The following is a 20012-nucleotide window of genomic DNA, read 5'->3' on the forward strand; positions in this document are numbered from 1 at the left end:
ATCAATTTGTAAATTAGTCAGTACGGCTTGTTACTTCGAGAAGGTGATAACCAAACTGGGTTTGCACTGGACCTTGTACTTGGTTAATTGGTGCAGAGAATACGACTTTGTCGAATTCAGGAACCATCATGCCAGGGCCAAACTCACCTAATGCACCGCCATCTTGACCTGATGGGCAATTAGAATGAGCACGAGCAAGTTCTGCAAAGTCAGCTCCTTGCTCAATTTGCTGTTTTAAATCTAAACAGTGAGCTTCACTGTCTACGAGAATGTGTCTTGCACTGGCTACTGCCATAACATCTCCTAATGTGTGTTTTAGTATTAAATTACTAGTTTAGTTCAATATTTACCGAACGAAAAATTAAATTTATTTTGCAGTCAGCTCAGCTTCAATTGCATCGCGTAAAGTCTGCGATTGTGGCTTGGTTTTACTGTTAAAGCGCTGCACTGTCTTACGATCTGCAGACACTAAGTATTTGTAAAAGTTCCAGTTAGGTGAGCTTGTAACTTCGTTTAAATGTTTGAATATGGGGTTTGCATCACTTCCGCGAACGGCACTGGTAGCCAACATATTAAAAGTCACCCCATAATTGATGAAACATACTTTTGCAGTGTCTTTTTCATCGTCTTCTTCTTGGAAAAAGTCATCAGATGGAAAACCCAATACAACTAAGCCCTGGTCTTTGTATTCCTTATGGAGAGCTTCTAAGCCTTCAAATTGACCTGTAAAGCCACAATTACTTGCGGTATTGACGATTAAAAGTGGTTTGTTTTTGAATTCGCAAAAATTAATAGACTCTTTCGAACGCAATTTCCTCATCGTAACATTGGTGAAATCGTCACATTGGCTGCTTGCTTTAGGCGCTTCTGCGGCTTCAGTGGTTTGTGCTGCAAGGTTTGTTGTTATCAGGCCTGCTGCAAGTAACAAGGCATATTTATACATAGTTATTTCCCGCTAGTTATTTGTGTTGAATATACGCTAATATGCGGCAAAGTGATCATTTAATTTCAGCTATTTATGACGATTCGAAAAGCAACACAAAACGATTTAACTGACATAGTCGCTATTTATAACGAGACCATTCCTGGGCGTATGGTAACCGCAGATACAGAAGAGGTATCGGTTGCAGACAAACAAGCTTGGTTTGAAAGTCACACAGAAAAAAGACCGATCTTTGTTTTTGAACAACAAGGTAAAGTGCTCGCTTGGTTAAGCTATAAGTCTTTTTATGGCCGCCCAGCCTATGATGGTACTGTTGAAATTAGCATTTATATCACACAACAAGCTCAAGGGCAGGGGCTTGGAAAACAATTGCTTACATTTTCAGAACACCATGCAAAAACGCTCGGCATTAAGGTTTTGTTGGCCTTTATTTTTAGTCATAATCTACCAAGCATAAATCTGTTTAATCGTTTTAATTACAAGGTCTGGGGAGAACTTCCTGAGATTGCGATTATGGATAATAAAGCATACAGTCTGACAATTTTAGGTAAGCGTTTAGACAGTTAATTCGTTAAAAGCTAATAAAAAATGCGGTACAAATTGTGACCCATTGCGATTTTAGGCTACGCTAAAATAGGTATTTATTATTAAGCGAGTCTAGTCTACTGTGCGAAGAATTTTAATTGTTGATAGCAATAGTGTTTTAGCAATGCGGGTCAAGGTTCTACTTGAGCTCATTGGTTGTAGGGTTGAGCTATTACATTTTGCAATGGTCGATGATGCTGTTTTAGAGCAAGACTTTGATCTTGTGGCTGCGTCTCATGGTGTGCCAACCACAGTTATTAAAACGCTAATGGGGGTATTCTCACAAGAGCACTTCTTGCTGTTAGCGCCTAAAGCGCAGCGTAGTGATTTACTTGAACATTTTAGTGAAGTAAATCGCTTGTTACCTAATGCTGTGGTGATTTACCCCTTTTTTGCAAATAAAGAAATTAGCTCTTTATTAGAGGGGGTGCTTGAGTTAGAAAGTAACAATATTCTTCAACTTCCTACAGTACTTCTTGTTGACCATAGCGCAGAACGTTTGGCTCAAGTTGCCCTAAATCTAAAAGGGGCACATATTAAAACTTACACCGCAGATAACACAGCATCAGCTCTGGATGTTTTTAAAGAGCACAATATTGATTTACTCATCAGCGATTTTACTTTTCCTAATGGTACAGGCCTTGAGCTCTTTAATAAGCTCAAAACACATCAGCCAAATAGTCGTTGCTTGCTTTATACCTCAAAGCCTGACCAAGTCTCAATGGTAGCGGCTATTCGCCAAGGGGTGGAAGATGTTCTTATTAAGCCGGTTGATGATAATAGTTTATTGCAATCAGTACATAAACTTTGGCAAACCGAATTATTAAGACGCCACAACACTGAATTAGTTGAGCGTTTGCAAAATACCGTTGATGCACTCATTGAAAAAGACAGTTTACTCCGGGTCATTTTTAAACATACCCCAGATGCCATTATTTTATTTGAACGCGGTGGTAAGGTTATAGAAACTAACGACGCCTGTGAGCAGCTTTTTGAAAAACCGTTAAAAGAGTTTGAGAATTGCTCGGTATTTGAGTTTTTTGATGTTGCTTCAACTGAGCGAATTAAAGATAAGATCGCGACTTTAAATAAGAACCGTCAGTTTAGTTGTGACTTGCGACTACTCAAGAAAAACGGCAGCGAGGTGCCTTTAGTTGGCTCGTTTAACGAAATTGATCATCATGGTGAAATAGCATTAGCGGTGATCTTTAAAAATGTAACGCACCTTAAAGAGAAAGAAGATTTACTCGTTGAAGCTAAAGACTTACTTGAAGAAGAGGTTAAAGCACGTACCGCACAGCTAGAGCATGCTAAAAATGTTGCTGAAGCAGCAAGCCATAGTAAATCTGAGTTTTTGGCTAATATGTCTCATGAGCTCAGAACCCCCATGCATTCTATTTTAAGCTTTGCTCGGTTTGGGCTTGATAAGGTTGCCAACGACGATTTAAGTAAAGACAAGTTAAACAAATACCTATCGAGAATTGAGCAAAGTGGTGAACGATTATTGTCGCTTCTAAATAACTTGCTCGATCTATCGAAACTTGATGTCGGGAAATTCCCGTTCAATCCGCAAAAGCATAACTTAAGCAATATTATAAAAACTAGTATTGATGATGTGTCAGGCACAGCCCTTGAAAGAAATATAGCAATTCGGCCGATAGGTTTTGAACAAGGTATTGTGCTTGATTGCGACGAAGAACAAGTGAACCAAATTATGCGTAACTTGATAGGTAATGCACTGAAATTTAGTGAACCCAATAGTGAAATTGATATTAGTTTAGCGGTCAATGAGCAGATGGCCGAAATCGCTGTTATTGACCGAGGAATAGGTATTCCTGAACAAGAGCTCGAAAAGATTTTTGCTAAGTTTGAGCAAAGCAGTAAAACCAACAGTGGTGCGGGAGGCACCGGGCTTGGATTAGCTATTTGTCGTGAATTTGTAGCCTTACATCAAGGCACTATTTCGGCAAGTAACAATGAGTACGGGGGCGCCACTATTTTGGTGCGGTTACCCTTAGAAATAGACTTGCCGCAACACTTGGCAAACGAGCAGCAATCTATATCGATCAATTAATAAAAGGGAAGAGATAATTATGGCCTTGAAACGTATTTTAGCGGTAGATGATGAACCATTTAATTTAGAGATAATTGAAGAGATCTTAGAGGATCTTGAATTTGAGTTGAAAATGGTTAATAGCGGCCCTGAATGTTTAGAAGTCGTAGAGAAGTTCGACCCACAAGTGATTTTACTTGATGTGAGTATGCCACAAATGAGTGGTTATGACGTATGCCGTAAGCTGAAAGAAAACCCCAATACGCAAAAAATTATTGTGATGTTTGTCTCAGCCAGAGGCACTGTTGAGGAGCGCATGGAAGGCTACTCCGTCGGAGCAGAAGACTACATTGTGAAGCCATTTAGCCATAATGAGCTCAAGCTTAAGCTACAGCATTTAAATCAAGTGCTGATTGAAAAAGAATCGCTAGAACAGCAAGTTGAAGATGCGACTTCAACTGCATTTAATGCCATGGCAAATAGCAGCGAAATGGGTCAAATTGTTAACTATATAGAGCATATAGGCTCGATTGATAATGAACAAGAACTCGGTAGAGCCTTTTTAAATTGCCTAAGCGCATTTGAGTTGCAAAGTAACGTTGAGTTTCGGTTACATAATGAAATATTACATTTTTCGGTGTCGGGTGTGTGTTCGCCAATTGTGATCGAGCTGTTTGAAATGCTGAAAAGTAAAGGGCGTTTGCATGAGTTCTCAAATCGGATTTTAGTTAACTATGAAATGATTAGTTTGCTTATCTTGAACATGCCGGAGCAAGATCCAGATAAACACGGTCGAATTCGAGATCATATTTGCTTTTTAGTGAGTGTTACTGAGCAGCAGCTTAAAGCGATTATTACAAAAAAAGAGCTCCTTGAGCAGCAACAACAATTGAATGATGCCGTGAGTAAGGTGCATAGTAAATTTACTGGCTTGATTGAGCTTTTAAACGAGAACCGTATCAATAACGAAGCGATTTTTAAGCAGCTTCAAGAAGATTTAGAGCAACGTATACCGACCATGGGCTTAGATGAAGACCAAGAGGTGTTTATCTACCAAAAGGTCGACGAAACCATTCAAAACTCAGTGGCCCGTGAAGAGTCGGTTAAAGGCGTAAAAGTGGCTTTTAAAGAGATTGAGAATGACCTATCGCAATTATTAAAACGATAGAGTAAAGCTAGCTATCAAGCATCTCTTGGCAGACCTTTTTCAACAATACGAATTAAGCGCGCAGTTTTACGAAGCTTTAACTGGCGCTTATTTTTTTGTTGAGCAAGTGCCCACTCGATATGCTCTGCGACTAAAGGCGTGGCTGTTGTTAATCTTTGCTCTAAAGCCTCGATTATTTGCTCGTGGTAATCAGCGTTACCCAGTCCTACTGCCAGATTTCTTAACCAACGCTCGTGGCCAATCCGGCGAATAGGGCTGCCTTCGGTATTTTTAAGAAAGGTTGCTTCATCCCATGCAAATAAAGTCAGTAAGTCTTGATCTTTAAGCTGCTTTCTTGGGTGAAAGTCAGCTTCATCGGTGAGCTGACCATAGCGATTCCATGGGCACACTAACTGGCAGTCATCACAGCCATAGACGCGATTACCTAATAGTGGGCGATACTCTTCTGGAATAGCGCCTTGCAACTCAATAGTAAGATAAGAGATACATTTACGGGCATCAACTACATAAGGCTCGACAATTGCACCAGTTGGGCACAGTGTCATACAGGCAACACATTTACCGCAACCTTCAAAACTATTTTCTTCATCAATAGGCAGCGGTATATCAACAAACAGCTCACCTAAAAAAAACCAAGATCCCGCTTCTTTATTGATTAATAAACTATGTTTTCCACGCCAACCTAAGCCTGCTTTTTCGGCCAGTTGCCTTTCAAGTACAGGGGCAGAGTCAACAAAAGGACGAAAACCGAGCTGGCCAACTTGCTGCTCTATTTGCTGGCCTAACTTTTTCAAACGGTTACGAATTAACTTGTGATAATCACGACCTAATGCATAGCGACTGATGTACGCTTTGTCGGTTTGTTTAAGGTTTTTAGCAAAACTCGCATCAGGCGGCAGGTAGTTCATTTTTACTGAGATGACTCGCTGCGTGCCAGGGACCAGCTCTGCAGGGCGCGCTCGCTTCATACCATGGGCTGCCATGTATTCCATCTCACCGTGATAGCCTAAATCTAACCAGCGTTGTAGCTGAGCTTCGTGCTTAGTTAGGTCAATATCAGTGATCCCGACTTCTGCAAAGCCAAGGTCTTTACCCCATTGCTTTATTTGCAGTGCGAGTTGTTCATAATCAATAGCAGGTGTTGTCACGGTCAATAAAAAAGTAGCCAAGAAGCGGCTACTTTAACATAGTTTGAGGTAGGCCCTGAACAATAATCACTTATTGCAGGGTAATTCTATCGTCAGTAATAACAGCGATTAGTAATCCGTACTCGACGTCGTTTTCAGTAAAAGCACGCGATAATCCACCTTTACTGTTTTGTCTCAAAGTGTTGTTGCTGATCAAATCATCTAGGCTCTGACTAATGGCATCTGTATTATTACTTTGCAGGATAATGCCGCATAGTTGATTTGAACACTGCATATCATAAACATTAATGTTTGCGTGCTGTTCCTGATATTTCATTGCTTCATCGTAAACCAACTCTCTAATTTGCGCTTTGTTGGCATCAGTTAAGCCATTTGCTAATTCAGCAACATAATCTTGAATTTGTGCAAATCCCATTTCATTTAATGGCTGTGTATTAAACACTTTTTGACCGCTTTCTTTGTCTGTTACGAGTTCATCAAATGAGCTTAGTGCATTGATAGAGGTTTCTGTGTTGGCAAAAGCATCGTTAGAACTTAGTGAGTCTGTCTCTTGTGTTGAATGCGGGTTTATTTTTGCTTGAACTGTTGATGATTCAGTAGCAAGGGTTGTGGTTTCTTCTGCTGTTACTACAGCCGAAACACTTTGTATAGTGTTATCCTCAAGCAGGTTAACAACTTTATAAGTAATAAAAAGCGTGCATAGCGTGAGCACTGCAAAGAAAACATTTTTCATTTAAATTCCCTTTTTATGTTTTCTTATACAGTACTGTAACTAAATGAATTAAGTCAATTTTTACACAAAGCGTTTTAATTGCTCTTGGGTTTGTTGGCTTAGTTTGTGCGACTGTTGGCAATCCGCGAGTGATTCATCAATTTGTTGTTTCGCTTGCTCGCCTAAAGCAACTATTTGCTCAACCGTTTGATGAGTGTGGGTTTGGGTTTGCTCTAATAAGTGCACTGCGCTAACAATTTGCTGCAGTTGCTGTTGATTTTGTTCAAATTCACCAAGCATATTAGTAAAACCTGTAGAGGTATTACTAATAGCGGTTTCAGCTTCACTCGAATGGCTAATTAATTGCTCAGATTCTTTATTTGTTTCGCTTACCAGACTATTCATTTGATTAATAAAGTCACTGATCTGGCGGGTTGCGTCGTTCACTTTGACAGATAGCGATCTGACTTCATCGGCAACCACAGCAAAACCACGGCCGGCTTCACCAGCTCGTGCTGCTTCAATTGCAGCATTGAGAGCAAGCAAATTGGTTTGATCCGAAAACTCTTCGACCATTTTTAAAATAGTGCGAATATTTTCACTGTTTTCTTTGAGGCCAGATACTGTCGCTGAGAAGTTCCCCAAAATTTGGCTTATCATCGCGACTTTTTTAACCAGCGCCGATAGCTCAGTGGCCGAGTGCTTAACAAAGTTTAAGTGTTCATTATTAACGTGATGAACGCTGTCAGTATTGGCAGAGATATTCTCAAGGCTCGATGTTATTTGATTACTTGAGTCGGTAATTGTTTGGCTGAATTCTATTTGCTTGTGGCTCATCTGGGCGGTTTGCTGCATCGAGTGAGTCATCTTAGAGCTACTATCGGCGCTGGCTTGTGCACTTTGATAAGTGGTGGCTAATAGTTTTGCTAAATGAGTCGTAAATGTATTGTACTGCTCACTTAAATCACGAAATTCATCGTAGGTAAAATGCGGTAGCTTGGCAGATAAATCAGCATCATGGCGATTGATTTGCTCAAGTGTATCGCGCATGGCCTGCACCGGTCGTACAATCAAAAAGCGCATGTAGAAAATAGTAAAAATAAAACTCGCAACGATAATGAGCGCCATCAACCAAAACAGCCCCATACTCGCTTGTTGTTCTGAAAGACTGCTGTATAACCAGATCAAAGTAATCGCTTGAAACGCAAACACAAAACCTAAATTACCGACAATCTTACGTGTAAGGGTGTAAAAGAATGTTTGTTCGATAAAATTGTAAATGCGCATATAGCTACTCATTAAGGTGGTGTGTTGATTCATTTTGGCGTAATTTTTTATTATTCAATGTCACATAATTCAACAGTATAGCTTAGTTTTGTTGAGTTACAGTGACTGTAGTGTCATTTGTGTATGACATGGAAAATTAGTAAAAATACCATCTACGCCATACTCTAGCATTAATTCGATATCTTCTACTTTATCGACCGTGTAAGCATAAACTTGAAGGCCGCGTTGTTTTGCATCAGCAACAAATTCATGGTTTATAAAGTTTTTATCTACATGAATGCTATAGGCATGGAGTTTTTGCGCAAACTCGCTGTAATTAATAGGAATAGAAGCGGTGAGTGCGCCAATCTTTACCCAAGGCAGTTTTTGCTTTAGCCACATCAGTTGGTGATGATCGAACGAAGAAACTAACAGGTTATCCCTAGAAATCTTCCCAGTACTGACATTTGACTCAATAAGCTCAACAAACTTGTCTAACGAAAAAGTATGTTTGAGCTCTAGATTAAGTAGGGTTTTATCACCAACCCAATCGATTGCTTGCTGTAAAGTCGGCACACATTCGCCATTTCCTGCATCGTATTGCTGAATTTGCTCTTTTGAGCAGGCGTTTACTTTACCGCGACCTGAGGTTGTGCGATCAAGCCAAGTGTCATGAATAATCATGTAATCATCAAGGCAGCTTTGCACATCAATTTCGATACCATCTACTGCCAAGTCTACAGCGGCGATAATGGCGCTCTGGGTATTTTCTGGGTAGGTACCACTGGCACCTCTGTGAGCGAAAACTTTCATCATTGCTTATACCTGCGAGTCACTGACCATGTTTCATAAAAAGCGGCACTAATCACCAGTGCGCCGCCAATAAGAGTGCTAATTGAAGGTTGCTCATGCAAAATCAAAAAAGCGAAAAACGTACCGTATAGAGGTTGCAAACACGATATCAAACCAGCGGTTGAAGCTGATAAGTTTTTTAAACTTGCTGCAAACAGTGAATGCGGTGCTGCTGTAAAAATAACCCCTACAGTAATTAATAACAGCCAATTAATTGTATCAACTTGTAATGGCGGCACTTCTACAAAGGCGCATAACATAATGCAGGCGATCCACGTTTGATAAAGCATGGTTTGTGGGCCACCATATTGACTAAAATAACGCTTGTGAACGATATTCCTAAAAGCAAAAAAGAACGCTGATAATATACCAATTGCAATTCCTAAGGTTACATCATTGCCTAAGCTGGCATCAGGAATAAGTAAATAAATACCCAGCATCACCACCAAGGCGCTAAAAATATCCTTGAGCTGCGGTTTGCTGCCATGAAAAAAAGGCTCTAAAAACACCGTGATAACAGGGTAAGTAAAAAAGGCAATCATACCGACAGCAATACCTGCCAATTGCATGCCTGCAAAGTAGGTGAGCCAATGAATTCCGACAGTTACACCAAGTAATAAGGCTATGAGATAATCACGACGAGAGTGAAGCTTGATGGCTTTCTTTTGCAATGCGAGTAAGACCAGTAGCGCACAGCCTGCAATTGCTGTTCGGTAAACGGTAATATCTAATGCACTCAGGCTAACCAGCTTGGCGAATAATGCAGTACCACCAAATAGGAGTACTGCAATGTGTAAGTACATTAGGCTTTGTTTGTGCGCCTGCATTACAAACCTTATTATTGTTGTTATTAACTCTCTTTTTAACGGTAATCCTTTACTTTGTAAACTCCCCAAATGGGCTAATCCATTCGTTTAGTTCCAATATTTCCAACCTTGTAAGTAATAGTGCAGCACATTTGGCTCATCAAGTGTCGATACTTTTTCATTGCTAGCGCTAATGTCTGGAGTAAAAATAAACAGTCGTGCGTCATTTTCAGGGCGGTAATAGCGGGTGTTAACAGGCAATACTTGGTGGTTGCTACACATTAAGTTGCAAGCCATAACAAAGCCCCATTCACCAAAAGAAGGCACATTCAAGTGATAAGGCAAGGTATGAGCAAAGCCTGCAGCACTGAGCGTGTTGTTGATAGACCAAAATGCCTGTTTCGCAAAAAATGGACTGGTAGCTTGGGTTACCACAATACCGTTATTTAGCATTCGTGTTTTTACCAGTTGATAAAACTGCTGGCTATAAAGCCGTGCTAAATTGATTGCTTTTGGATCCGGTAAATCAATAAAAATAATATCGAACAGCTGTTCGCTTTGCTCAATAAAGACATAGGCATCTTGATGAATAACAGTCACTTTAGGGTCACTGAGTGAGTGCTTGTTAAGTGTTGTGAGGTTGTGATTAGTTTGCGCAAGCCTAGCGACTGCTGGGTCTAAATCGACGAGGGTAATAGACTCTACTTGCGGGTATTTCAAAAGTTCTCTCGCTGCTAAGCCATCGCCACCGCCTAAAATGAGAATACGCTTTGCATTGCCATGACGCACCATAGCTGGATGAATAAGCGCTTCGTGATAGCGATACTCATCAATCGATGAAAACTGTAAGCCACCGTTTAAATAAAGCCGAATATCATCTTTATGACGAGTCAGTACAATTTGTTGGTAGGGCGTTTGTTCTGAGTGTACAACACGGTCATCGTAGATTTGGCTTTGCCAAATATGGGTGAGCTGTTTACTGGCAAATAAACAAAGCACCAATATTGAGCTAACTAAAACAAGAGTGAGCCTCAGTACTTTTCGACGGTTTGGGCTGATATGGTCGATAAAGTACCACAGCAATAATAGCGCAATACTCAGATTCATTAAGCCAAAGCTTAGGGCTGTTTTAAAAACCCCAAGCCAAGGTAAAAATAAAAAAGGAAACAGTAACGTCGCGAGCAGTGCACCAAAGTAGTCAATAGATAACACGTTGGCGAGGTTTGCTTTTAGCGCATAATGTTTTTCCATTAGGCGACTTAAAAGCGGAATTTCTAAGCCAATCAAAACCCCTATTAACGTGGTGAGTAAAATACTAATTGCTTGCAGTGGTAAGCCAAACGCATAACAGAAATACAGTAATGGCACACTCAAGCCGCCAAGTAGTGCAAGCAGTAGCTCAAAACCAATAAAATACACCAGCAATGGCTTATCAGGCACAAAACGCGAAAAATAAGAGCCAACTCCCATTGCCGCCATATATACGCCAATTGTCAGGGAAAATTGAGTGATGCTATCACCCAAAAAGTAGGCACCGGTAGTTGCAATCAGTAGCTCATAGATAATAGAGCAAAGGCCAGCAACAAAAATACTAAACAGTAAAATGTGGCTTTCGCGAATTGATTTATTTACCACCTGGGCCGCCTCGTGAACGGAAACCTGCACTACCAATACTTTGTTCACGTAATTGTTTATCAACGCTTATCGTGAGGTGGTGATAGGAGTAAACTTGCCAATCTTGCTCTTTGTCACCTTTGCCATATGCCAAGAAAGAAAAGAAGAGCACGGGGGCTAAAAACAGTAAGACAATAGGCCAAACTGAGATACGTGATTCCATTGCTTTTATAGCTTCAGGGTTTAACTTATTGATTGGCTTATAAGTGATATCAGTTCCTTCACGCTTTGCCTCTAAACGATGCAGCATTACAAACAGCGCTACACCGCCAATGAAACCAGAAATCCATAACAGCGGAAGCATGAAATTACTGTTACCTTTGATTGGAATAATACGAAATGTATAGCTGAAATGTTCGGCACGTTTATTTGGGCCGAAAGTACTGCTGACGTAGGCGCTATATTGTCCCTTTTTAGGGAAGTGAACATCGTGGTGAGTATAGTCACGGTACTCAGTCCATTTACCATCTGAATCGTGTCCGGTTTCAGCCCAAAGTTCATCAGAGTAACTAAATAAATAGTGACCATCAGGGTCAAAAATTTCGATATCAATGGCTTTCCATGAGTTTAAAGGCAGTCTGCCTTTTATTTCTAAGCGCATCATTTGGCCATCTTCTGGCACTGTAAATAGGTAGGCTTTGTCTTGTCCGTCGTAGTCTTTAAAGTTGCCATATTGGCCACTAATAAGTGGCGCTTGTAGATCTGCACGTATCACTAAGCAAACAACAAATGTGATAGTGGCAATTATAAAAAGCTTATAGATGTTCATCCATTACTCCATAAATAAGCTTAAATAGCGATAGTGATGATAACAGCTACACAGATTGCAATGCTGCTTTCAATAACCGCAACAGCGGTGTTTTTGTCGTGCATTGCTTGGTCGAGCGAAATTTTGCTAAAGATAATTTTATCAACGAGGTAACGCACAATTGGTAAAATTAAAAAGCCAAATAATGCGTCAATAAAGAATAAGCTTAAGCTCTGTTGCCAAGTATGAAAGCCACCAATGAGCGCATGACACAAGATAATAGCTAACGCCAACATGGTGCCAGAAAAGCTAAGTGCAACGGCTTTGTTGCCTTTTTCGAGCTGTTCGTGAAGATTAAAAGCAGTGAGGTGATCATAGCCTTTGGCAAAAATGATCAGCATTAGTTGCCCTAAAAAGTAAAACACAATGGCCGATAACCAGCTGCCTTCTCCGGTTAATGCGCCACCAATAATCAGTGCCGCGGCCATATAGTTTGCCGCTTGTACTAGGCCTACAGCCTCGTTTTGTTGGTTAATTAATTGCTCTTGGTTACAGAACAAACGCAGCAGTAATTTGTCATTTAAAATACGTGAGCAAGTCAGCAGCACCATACCTAATACGCTGTACAGTGATACATTCATTAAATCACTTAGCAAACCTTGGCTAGGTCCAGCTAAAACAAAGCCATAAATAATGGTAATTGCCCCTAAGTAGCCGCCAATAGATAAACCTAAAGCACTGTTGGCATTATCGGTTAACTGGCTGGTGGTGTTATAAGGGGTCGCTAAATTATACGATAGCTTTGCAAGGGCGATGATTGCAATGAACAGACCAATGTAGGCGCTGTTATAGGCCATAGTTGATAGGTAGTGGGTTAAGTTAATATCCATATAATTTTGTTAGCTTGTTGTTATTTTCCGAAAATATTAACACAGAGTGTTTATTGCAAAGAATATCAAAGCGTCATTTTTGGTAGAATTAATCAATTTCTTAAAAGTTTCATAGCTTTTGCCTGTCTCATTGTTAGGTTATGGGTTAAAATAACAACATAACCAACTAACAAGATAGTGAATGTCAAAACAGGATCCAAATCTCAGTCGAGAACAAGAAAAGTACGAAAACCCCGTCCCTAGCCGTGAGTTTATACTTACTCACTTAGAATCTCGCGCCAAACCAGCAAACTTCACGCAACTTTGTGATGAATTACAAGTGAATGATACAGAGCGTCAAATTGCGTTTAAACGTCGTTTACGTGCTATGGAGCGCGATGGTCAACTGTATTTCAATAAGTTTAAATGCTACGCGTTGATAGATGAATCAGGCCTTGTTAAAGGCAAGGTCATTGGTCATCGTGACGGATTCGGCTTTTTAGAAGTTGAAGGTGAGAGTAAAGATTGGTTTATCGCAAAGCACCAAATGAATATGGTGTTGCACGGTGACATTGTGCTTGCTAAAGGCAATCGTAAAGGCTCAAGTGGTAAATGCGATGCACGTATCATTAAGGTACTGACCAATGAACGGGCCCCGATTGTTGGTCGCTATTTTGTTGAGCATGGTATTGCTGTTGTCGTGGCTGAAGACCCACGCATAACGCAAGATATTATGATTCTACCGGGTAGTGAAAATGGTGCGCGCCACAACCAAATGGTGCAGGTGCAAATTACCCAAAATCCAAGCCGACATATGAATGCAGTGGGCAAAGTAACCGAGGTACTAGGTGAGCATTTAGCACCGGGTATGGAAATTGAAGTTGCACTACGCAATCACGATATTCCCCACGTTTGGCCAGAAGCGGTTGAAAAGCAAGTTGCTCATTTAGGTGAGTTTGTTGATGAACAAGCAAAGCAAGGTCGCGTTGATTTACGTGACTTACCGCTAGTTACAATCGACGGTGAAGATGCCCGAGACTTTGATGATGCCGTTTACTGTGAGCGCAAACCATCAGGTGGTTGGCGTTTATGGGTAGCTATTGCCGATGTGTCGCACTACGTAGGTATGAATACGCCTCTGAATAAAGAAGCGATTGAACGTGGTAACTCAGTTTATTTCCCTGAGCAAGTTATTCCGATGCTGCCAAAAGTGCTATCGAATGGCTTGTGCTCATTGAACCCAGAAGTTGACCGTTTATGTATGGTTGCTGAGATGACGGTGTCAGAAGCGGGTAAGTTGTCTGGGTATAAATTTTACGAAGCGGTGATGAATTCACACGCTCGTTTTACCTACACTAAAGTGAATGCGATTTTACAAGGCGATGAAAAGCTGCGTGAAGAGTACGCCCAAATGGTGCCACATTTAACTGACTTACAGCAAATGTACATGGCACTTAAAGCTGCTCGCCAAGACCGTGGTGCGATTGAGTTTGAAACCTTAGAAACGCGCTTTGTGTTTAATGCACATCGTAAGATCGAATCAATTGTGCCTGTGGTTCGTAATGATGCACACAAACTTATCGAAGAGTGCATGATTTTAGCGAACGTATCAGCAGCACGTTTATTAGAAAAGCACGAGGCGAGTGCGCTTTATCGTGTGCATGATGAGCCTGATGCTGAAAAGCTTGGCTTTTTCAGAAACTTTTTATCAGAGCTTGGCATCGAAAGTGCGATTTCTGATGAACCAACACCGAAAGAAATCACCCAAGTGTTGGCAAAACTAGGCGACCGCCCAGAAGCTGAGCTTATTCAAACCATGTTGCTACGCTCGATGAAGCAAGCGGTTTATCAGCCTGATAATATTGGCCACTTTGGTTTAGCTTTACCGGCCTATGCGCACTTTACATCACCTATTCGTCGTTACCCTGATTTGGTAGTACACCGTGCAATCAAAGCAGTGCTTAAAGCACAAGGTCAGCAAACATCCGGTGAATATGCATACACTGATGACGAAGTTGATATTTTAGGTGAGCAGTGTTCAACCACTGAACGCCGTGCAGATGATGCAACTCGCGAAGTAGCTGATTGGCTCAAATGTGAATATATGCAAGACCATGTTGGTGACGAATTTGGTGGGGTGATCTCATCGGTGACTAACTTTGGTTTATTTGTGCGCTTAGACGACTTACAAATTGACGGTATGATCCATGTAACCAATTTAGGTAATGAATACTTCCACTACGATGGTGCTAAGCATTGCTTAATTGGTGAACAAACACACAGCGTTTTTCGATTAGGCGATAAAGTAACGGTTCAGGTTTCATCTGTAAGTCTTGATGAGCGACGCATAAATTTAGTGTTAGCCGGTGAAGCGCAACAAGACCGTTATGCGCGTCGTCGTAGTGCATCGTCAAAACCAAGTGTTCGTGCACAGCTTAAAGCAGGTAAAATTCCTGGTAAAAAAGCACAATCTAGCCGCCCTGAGGCAAAATCAGGCGACAAAGAGAACGAAAAACGTGGCAAGTCTTCTCCTTCTTCTAAAGGGCGAAAAAAGCCCAATAGTAAACAAGCAGATGCTGTAAAAACTGGCAAGAAGAAGAGTAAGAAAAAAGCCACCAAAAAGGCAAAAAGACCGGGTAAGAATGCCCGCAAACAAAGTAGCCGAGGAGCAAACAATACGTGAGTAATGAATTAATTTTTGGTTTTCACTCAGTTGAAGCAATATTAGCAAAAGAGCCTGAGCGCTTTTTAGAAATATACGCTTTAAAAGGGCGTGAAGATAAACGTTTAAACCCGGTTATTGACCAAGCACGTAAATTCGGTATTTCTGTACAATTTATGCAGCGTAAAGCGCTTGATAACAAAGCAAATGGTGAGCAGCACCAAGGCATTATCGCTAATGTAAAAGCGGCGCGTATGTATAACGAAAAAGATCTTGATGAGATCATAGCCCGTGAAGAAACGCCTTTCTTATTGGTGCTTGATGGCATTACTGATCCGCATAATTTAGGTGCATGTTTACGTAGTGCTGATGCTGCTGGCGTACACGCGATCATCGTTCCTAAAGATAAATCTGCAAAACTCAACGGCACAGCGCGTAAAGTAGCGTGCGGTGCAGCCGAAACAGTGCCATTGGTACAAGTCACTAATCTTGCGCGTACGTTACGTGAAATTAAAGACGCAGGTGTCTGGGTTGTTGGCACTGCTGGTGAAACTGATACTGAGTTATTCGATGCAAATCTAACTGGGCCAATGGCTGTTGTTATGGGGGCAGAAGGTGATGGTATGCGCCGCCTTACTCGTGAGCATTGTGATCTATTAGTTAAAATCCCAATGGCTGGTTCGGTATCTAGTTTAAATGTGTCAGTTGCGACCGGTATTTGTTTATTTGAAGTGTTACGTCAGCGTAATGCAACGCAAATCTAACTACCGCGAAAATTTTAGACACAAAAAAAGCCGATGATACATCGGCTTTTTTGTATCTAATAGTTTAGATTAGATTTTTGCGAAAGCGCCTTGTAGTGGTGGTACTACTTGCTTCTTACGGCTTAATACGCCATCTAACCAAACGCGACCATCTTCTGATTTAGCATCATAGGCAGCTTCGATTACTGATACGTCATCAGACGAAATTAGCATTTCTGAGCCTTCTTTCATGATATCAGTTAACAGTAGTAATACTGAGTGTCGACCGCCTTCTTCTTTAAGCTTTGCGATGTCAGCTTCAAGGTCTGCTTTGATTTCATCAAATACAGCAAGGTCGATAACTTCTAGCTGGCCAATACCTACTAGCTTACCGTTCATGTTGAAGTCTTTAAAGTCACGCATAACTAAATCACGTGCTGGAGTGCCTTCAACAGCTGATTTAACCTTGAACATTTCCATGCCAAGCTCTTTGAAATCTTCGATGCCAGCGATTTCAGCAAGTGCTTCAACACACTTGATGTCTGCCGTTGTACATGTTGGTGATTTAAAGATCACAGTGTCGCTTAAGATAGCGCATAACATGATGCCAGCGATATCTTTTGGAATTTCTACGTTGTAGAAGTCATACATCATTTTGATGATAGTGTTTGAACAACCAACTGGGCGGATCCAACACTCAAGTGGTGTTGACGATGTTAAGTCGCCTAGTTTGTGGTGATCAACAACACCCACAACACGTGCTTCATCGATGTCATCAGGTGCTTGTGTTTTTTCTGTGTGGTCAACAATATAAACGTCTTCGCCTGCATAGCTAAGTTTTAGCTCAGGTGCTTCGAAACCGAATTTATCTAGAATAAATTGTGTTTCAGGCGATACTTCACCTAAACGCGTCGGGATCGCAGGTTCATTGATCTGGTTTTTTAAGTAAGCAAGCGCAATTGCACCGCAAATTGAATCTGAATCAGGGATCTTATGACCCACTACATACATTGACATTGACGGAACTCCTTTAAATTTGGCGGATATTTTAGCAAAGTATCGACAGATTGATACATAACAGACATGAAATTTTGTTGATCAATTACAACTGCCAATTAATGCCCTTTTTGGTTACACTTTAAGATATTGAAAACTGAGGAAGATACTGATGCGCTTGAGCCGAAAAGCATGGAATAATGTGGTGATTATTTCGATGCTATTGATGATTTTTTTCTTCAATGGCCTCCATAAAAAGCTCAATACACAGCCCGTTGAAGAAGGAGTACAAGCATTACTCCCAGAGCAAAGCTTCATTTTAGCAATGGCCTTTCCAGAATTAAAAATTGAGCGTATCGGCACCTCTTGGCGTAGCCAGTCACTACAAGAAATCACTTGGCAAGGCGATGAACAGCAGCTCGAGCAACTTGTTGAGCTGTGGCAGCATCAGCAACTAACTATTGCCAGTCTTCCTGTTAGTAAAATTTCACAGACGTCGGCTGATTATGTTGCTTCAGTGTGGTTAGCCGGGGAGCAGTTGCCTGCAGTGTACCAATTGTACAATATAGATCAGCAATACTATTTATTAGATAAGCGATTACAACGGGTATTTGAGCTTGAACAAGCTGATGCAACTAAGTTATTTCCGTTATATCCGTTTTAAGAGAGTCACAGATGCCTGAATTACCAGAAGTTGAAGTTAGCCGTTTGGGAATAACGCCGCATGTGCTTAACCAAACAGTGACCAAAGTAAATATTCATAACGCCAGTATGCGTTGGCCAGTGCCTGATGATGTATATCAATTACAAGGACTTAAAGTTACTTCAGTGGAGCGCAGAGCAAAATATTTATTACTTGGTTGTGAGCTAGGTAGTGTAATTTTGCACTTAGGTATGTCGGGTAATTTACGTGTTGTGGGTGCTGATGAACCATTAAAAAAACACGATCATATTGAATTTATTTTAGCCTCCGGTAAAGCATTAAGGCTGAACGACGCGCGTCGATTTGGCGCTTGCTTATGGCAAGCGCCAGGTGAATGCCATACTTTGCTGACCAAGCTCGGACCAGAGCCGCTAACAGATGAGTTTACTGCAAAGCGTGTTTACGAGCAGTCTAGAAATAAAAAAGTACCTATTAAACAGTTTGTTATGGATAACGCTGTGGTGGTTGGCGTGGGTAATATCTATGCCAATGAGTCGTTATTTAAGGCTGGAATTCATCCTAAACGAGAAGCTGGCAAGGTGTCTTTAAAGCGTTATCAGCAATTAGTGCCTATTATTAAAGAAACACTTGCTGCAGCTATAACGCAAGGCGGCACAACGTTAAAAGATTTTGCCCAAAGTGATGGTAAGCCTGGTTATTTTGCCCAGCAATTGCTGGTTTATGGTCGTAAGGGTGAGCCATGTGTAAATTGTAAAGAACCATTAAAAGAAATTAGATTAGGACAAAGAAGCACAGTGTATTGTTCTAATTGTCAAAAATAACAATGAACCCTTCATCTATGTAGTATTGCAACAGGTAGCAAGATAGAGACAGGCTTAAGGAATGAGAAGGTTGTATGCTATTAAACAAATACGTCATAGGATGTGTGTACTTGGCGGCACTGGTAGGTTGCTCTAAAGAACAACCTCAAGTTATCGTTGAAGAAGTGGTCACTGCTGAGGTTAAGCAGTTTGATGTGCCTCTGTATGGGAATTACGTGGCACGTACAGATGCTTCGCTTGATGTTGAAGTGCGAGCGAGGATTACTGGTTTTGTGCAAAGCGTTGAGTTTGTTGAAGGTAGCTGGGTAAACGAAGGTGATTTACTCTATACCATAGATGATAGGCCTTACCGGGCTAAGCTTAATCGCGTTAAAGCTGCACTTCAAAAAGACCAAGCGGCACTTGCTAAAGCAAAGCGAGATGTTACCCGTCTAAAACCCCTTTACGAGCAAGACGCAGCAAGCCAACTCGACTATGACAATGCAATTTCTATTCAAGAGCAAGCGCAAGCGTCATTATCAGCAACCCAAGCTGAACTTGAAGAAACTAAGCTCGATTTAGAATATACCCGTATTACGGCACCAATTAGCGGCATGGTTGGCAGTTCTGAAGCCGATCTCGGTGCTTTGGTCGGCAGTAATGGTATTTCACTCCTTACCACCATTCAGCAAATAGACCCTATTTTCGTTAATTTTAATATGTCGGCACTTGATTACTTGAATGCCAAGCGGCGCATGACCAGCATGATGGAGCAGCTACAAGCCGAGCAAAAGGGCAAGGCGCTAGAAGGCTTTGTACGTATTTCTTTGCCTGATGGCAGCGAGTATCGATATTGGGGCGATGTGAGCTTTACTGATCCTAAAATCAGCCCTAAAACTGGTACTTTCAAAGTTCGGGCAAAACTGCCTAACCCAAACAGTGAATTGCTACCTGGGCAATATACAAAAGCACGCATTAAATTATCAGAGCTAACTGATGCTATAGTCGCTCCTGAGGAAGCTACACAAGTAGAACAGGGCGGTATTTATGTGATGGTCGTGCTTGATTCAGGTGAGATAGAGCGGCGCTTTATTGTCGTTGAACATTACGGTGAACAGGGAATTGTTGCCAGCGGTGGCTTGAGTGCTGGTGAGCAAGTAGTGGTTAAAGGTTTGCATCGCATTCGCCATGGCCAGCAAGTTAAAGCTATTTCTTTAGAAGAGTTTGAAAAACGCCAAATAACGCCTAACACTGACAATATTCCACTGGCGCCAGATAAACCAAACAAACAAGATGATGAAAAAAATCAGCAGGGAGCTTAAC

At 41.2% G+C, this 20012-nt stretch carries 19 protein-coding genes; 8 read left to right on the forward strand and 11 right to left on the reverse strand.

What is annotated here, in order from left to right:
* Positions 1-13: 13 nt before the first annotated feature.
* Positions 14-295 carry a peptidylprolyl isomerase gene (locus HCZ11_RS13670; RefSeq protein ID WP_054552716.1) on the reverse strand — a complete coding sequence of 94 codons (282 nt, stop codon included), beginning with the start codon at positions 293-295 and terminating at the stop codon, positions 14-16.
* Between the two features lie 72 nt (positions 296-367).
* Positions 368-943 (reverse strand): glutathione peroxidase, encoded by a 576-nt coding sequence (locus HCZ11_RS13675; protein WP_130050563.1) that lies wholly within the window; start codon positions 941-943, stop codon positions 368-370.
* Between the two features lie 75 nt (positions 944-1018).
* Here HCZ11_RS13675 and HCZ11_RS13680 point away from each other — a divergent pair, with 75 nt between their 5' ends.
* The 3 genes from HCZ11_RS13680 to HCZ11_RS13690 all read left to right on the forward strand — a co-directional run bounded on the left by HCZ11_RS13680 (position 1019) and on the right by HCZ11_RS13690 (position 4749).
* On the forward strand, positions 1019-1510 hold the full coding sequence (locus HCZ11_RS13680; protein ID WP_167658671.1) for a GNAT family N-acetyltransferase: 492 nt from the start codon (positions 1019-1021) through the stop codon (positions 1508-1510).
* Between the two features lie 142 nt (positions 1511-1652).
* A complete protein-coding gene (locus HCZ11_RS13685; RefSeq protein WP_167658688.1) occupies positions 1653-3602 on the forward strand; it encodes an ATP-binding protein in 1950 nt (649 codons plus the stop codon).
* 19 nt (positions 3603-3621) lie between these two features.
* Complete coding sequence (locus HCZ11_RS13690) at positions 3622-4749, forward strand: PleD family two-component system response regulator (RefSeq protein WP_130050565.1); 1128 nt, start codon at positions 3622-3624, stop codon at positions 4747-4749.
* A 14-nt stretch (positions 4750-4763) separates the two neighbouring features.
* Here HCZ11_RS13690 and queG read toward each other — a convergent pair whose 3' ends face one another.
* The 8 genes from queG to HCZ11_RS13730 form a co-directional block, all read right to left on the reverse strand.
* Positions 4764-5897: a tRNA epoxyqueuosine(34) reductase QueG gene (gene queG, locus HCZ11_RS13695; protein ID WP_167658689.1), complete on the reverse strand. Its 1134-nt coding sequence runs from the start codon at positions 5895-5897 to the stop codon at positions 4764-4766.
* A gap of 70 nt (positions 5898-5967) precedes the next feature.
* A complete protein-coding gene (locus tag HCZ11_RS13700) occupies positions 5968-6630 on the reverse strand; it encodes a hypothetical protein (protein WP_167658672.1) in 663 nt (220 codons plus the stop codon).
* A gap of 60 nt (positions 6631-6690) precedes the next feature.
* Positions 6691-7908 carry a methyl-accepting chemotaxis protein gene (locus tag HCZ11_RS13705; RefSeq protein WP_167658690.1) on the reverse strand — a complete coding sequence of 406 codons (1218 nt, stop codon included), beginning with the start codon at positions 7906-7908 and terminating at the stop codon, positions 6691-6693.
* 84 nt (positions 7909-7992) lie between these two features.
* Positions 7993-8691 (reverse strand): glycerophosphodiester phosphodiesterase family protein, encoded by a 699-nt coding sequence (locus HCZ11_RS13710; protein ID WP_130050566.1) that lies wholly within the window; start codon positions 8689-8691, stop codon positions 7993-7995.
* The gene (locus HCZ11_RS13715; protein ID WP_130050567.1) at positions 8688-9554 is read right to left on the reverse strand and encodes a DMT family transporter; all 867 of its coding nucleotides are present in this window, start codon (positions 9552-9554) and stop codon (positions 8688-8690) included. Before HCZ11_RS13715 ends, HCZ11_RS13710 begins: the two co-directional genes overlap by 4 nt.
* Before the next feature lie 87 nt (positions 9555-9641).
* On the reverse strand, positions 9642-11168 hold the full coding sequence (locus HCZ11_RS13720; RefSeq protein ID WP_368484054.1) for a polyamine aminopropyltransferase: 1527 nt from the start codon (positions 11166-11168) through the stop codon (positions 9642-9644).
* Complete coding sequence (locus HCZ11_RS13725; protein ID WP_167658673.1) at positions 11158-11976, reverse strand: hypothetical protein; 819 nt, start codon at positions 11974-11976, stop codon at positions 11158-11160. The genes HCZ11_RS13720 and HCZ11_RS13725 overlap by 11 nt, the downstream gene beginning before the upstream one ends.
* Before the next feature lie 20 nt (positions 11977-11996).
* Complete coding sequence (locus tag HCZ11_RS13730; protein WP_167658674.1) at positions 11997-12845, reverse strand: DUF350 domain-containing protein; 849 nt, start codon at positions 12843-12845, stop codon at positions 11997-11999.
* A gap of 181 nt (positions 12846-13026) precedes the next feature.
* Here HCZ11_RS13730 and rnr point away from each other — a divergent pair, with 181 nt between their 5' ends.
* Complete coding sequence (gene rnr / locus HCZ11_RS13735) at positions 13027-15507, forward strand: ribonuclease R (protein ID WP_167658675.1); 2481 nt, start codon at positions 13027-13029, stop codon at positions 15505-15507.
* Positions 15504-16250, forward strand: coding sequence for a 23S rRNA (guanosine(2251)-2'-O)-methyltransferase RlmB (gene rlmB, locus HCZ11_RS13740; RefSeq protein ID WP_054561023.1), 747 nt, complete (start codon positions 15504-15506; stop codon positions 16248-16250). Before rnr ends, rlmB begins: the two co-directional genes overlap by 4 nt.
* 69 nt (positions 16251-16319) lie before the next feature.
* Here the strand turns inward: rlmB and HCZ11_RS13745 are convergent, their stop codons facing one another.
* Positions 16320-17246, reverse strand: a complete 927-nt coding sequence (locus HCZ11_RS13745) for a manganese-dependent inorganic pyrophosphatase (RefSeq protein WP_130050571.1) — start codon at positions 17244-17246, stop codon at positions 16320-16322.
* A gap of 151 nt (positions 17247-17397) precedes the next feature.
* On the opposite strand from HCZ11_RS13745, the gene HCZ11_RS13750 reads away from it, so the two are divergent.
* The 3 genes from HCZ11_RS13750 (at position 17398) to HCZ11_RS13760 (ending at position 20011) form a co-directional block, all read left to right on the forward strand.
* On the forward strand, positions 17398-17889 hold the full coding sequence (locus HCZ11_RS13750; protein ID WP_175580466.1) for a hypothetical protein: 492 nt from the start codon (positions 17398-17400) through the stop codon (positions 17887-17889).
* An 11-nt stretch (positions 17890-17900) separates the two neighbouring features.
* Positions 17901-18710 (forward strand): bifunctional DNA-formamidopyrimidine glycosylase/DNA-(apurinic or apyrimidinic site) lyase, encoded by an 810-nt coding sequence (gene mutM / locus HCZ11_RS13755; protein WP_130050573.1) that lies wholly within the window; start codon positions 17901-17903, stop codon positions 18708-18710.
* A 74-nt stretch (positions 18711-18784) separates the two neighbouring features.
* Positions 18785-20011 (forward strand): efflux RND transporter periplasmic adaptor subunit, encoded by a 1227-nt coding sequence (locus HCZ11_RS13760; RefSeq protein ID WP_167658676.1) that lies wholly within the window; start codon positions 18785-18787, stop codon positions 20009-20011.
* The last annotated feature ends 1 nt before the right edge of the window (position 20012 follow it).

The organism is Pseudoalteromonas sp. HF66 (genome assembly GCF_011806445.1).
GTDB classification, from domain to species: domain Bacteria; phylum Pseudomonadota; class Gammaproteobacteria; order Enterobacterales; family Alteromonadaceae; genus Pseudoalteromonas; species Pseudoalteromonas apostichopi.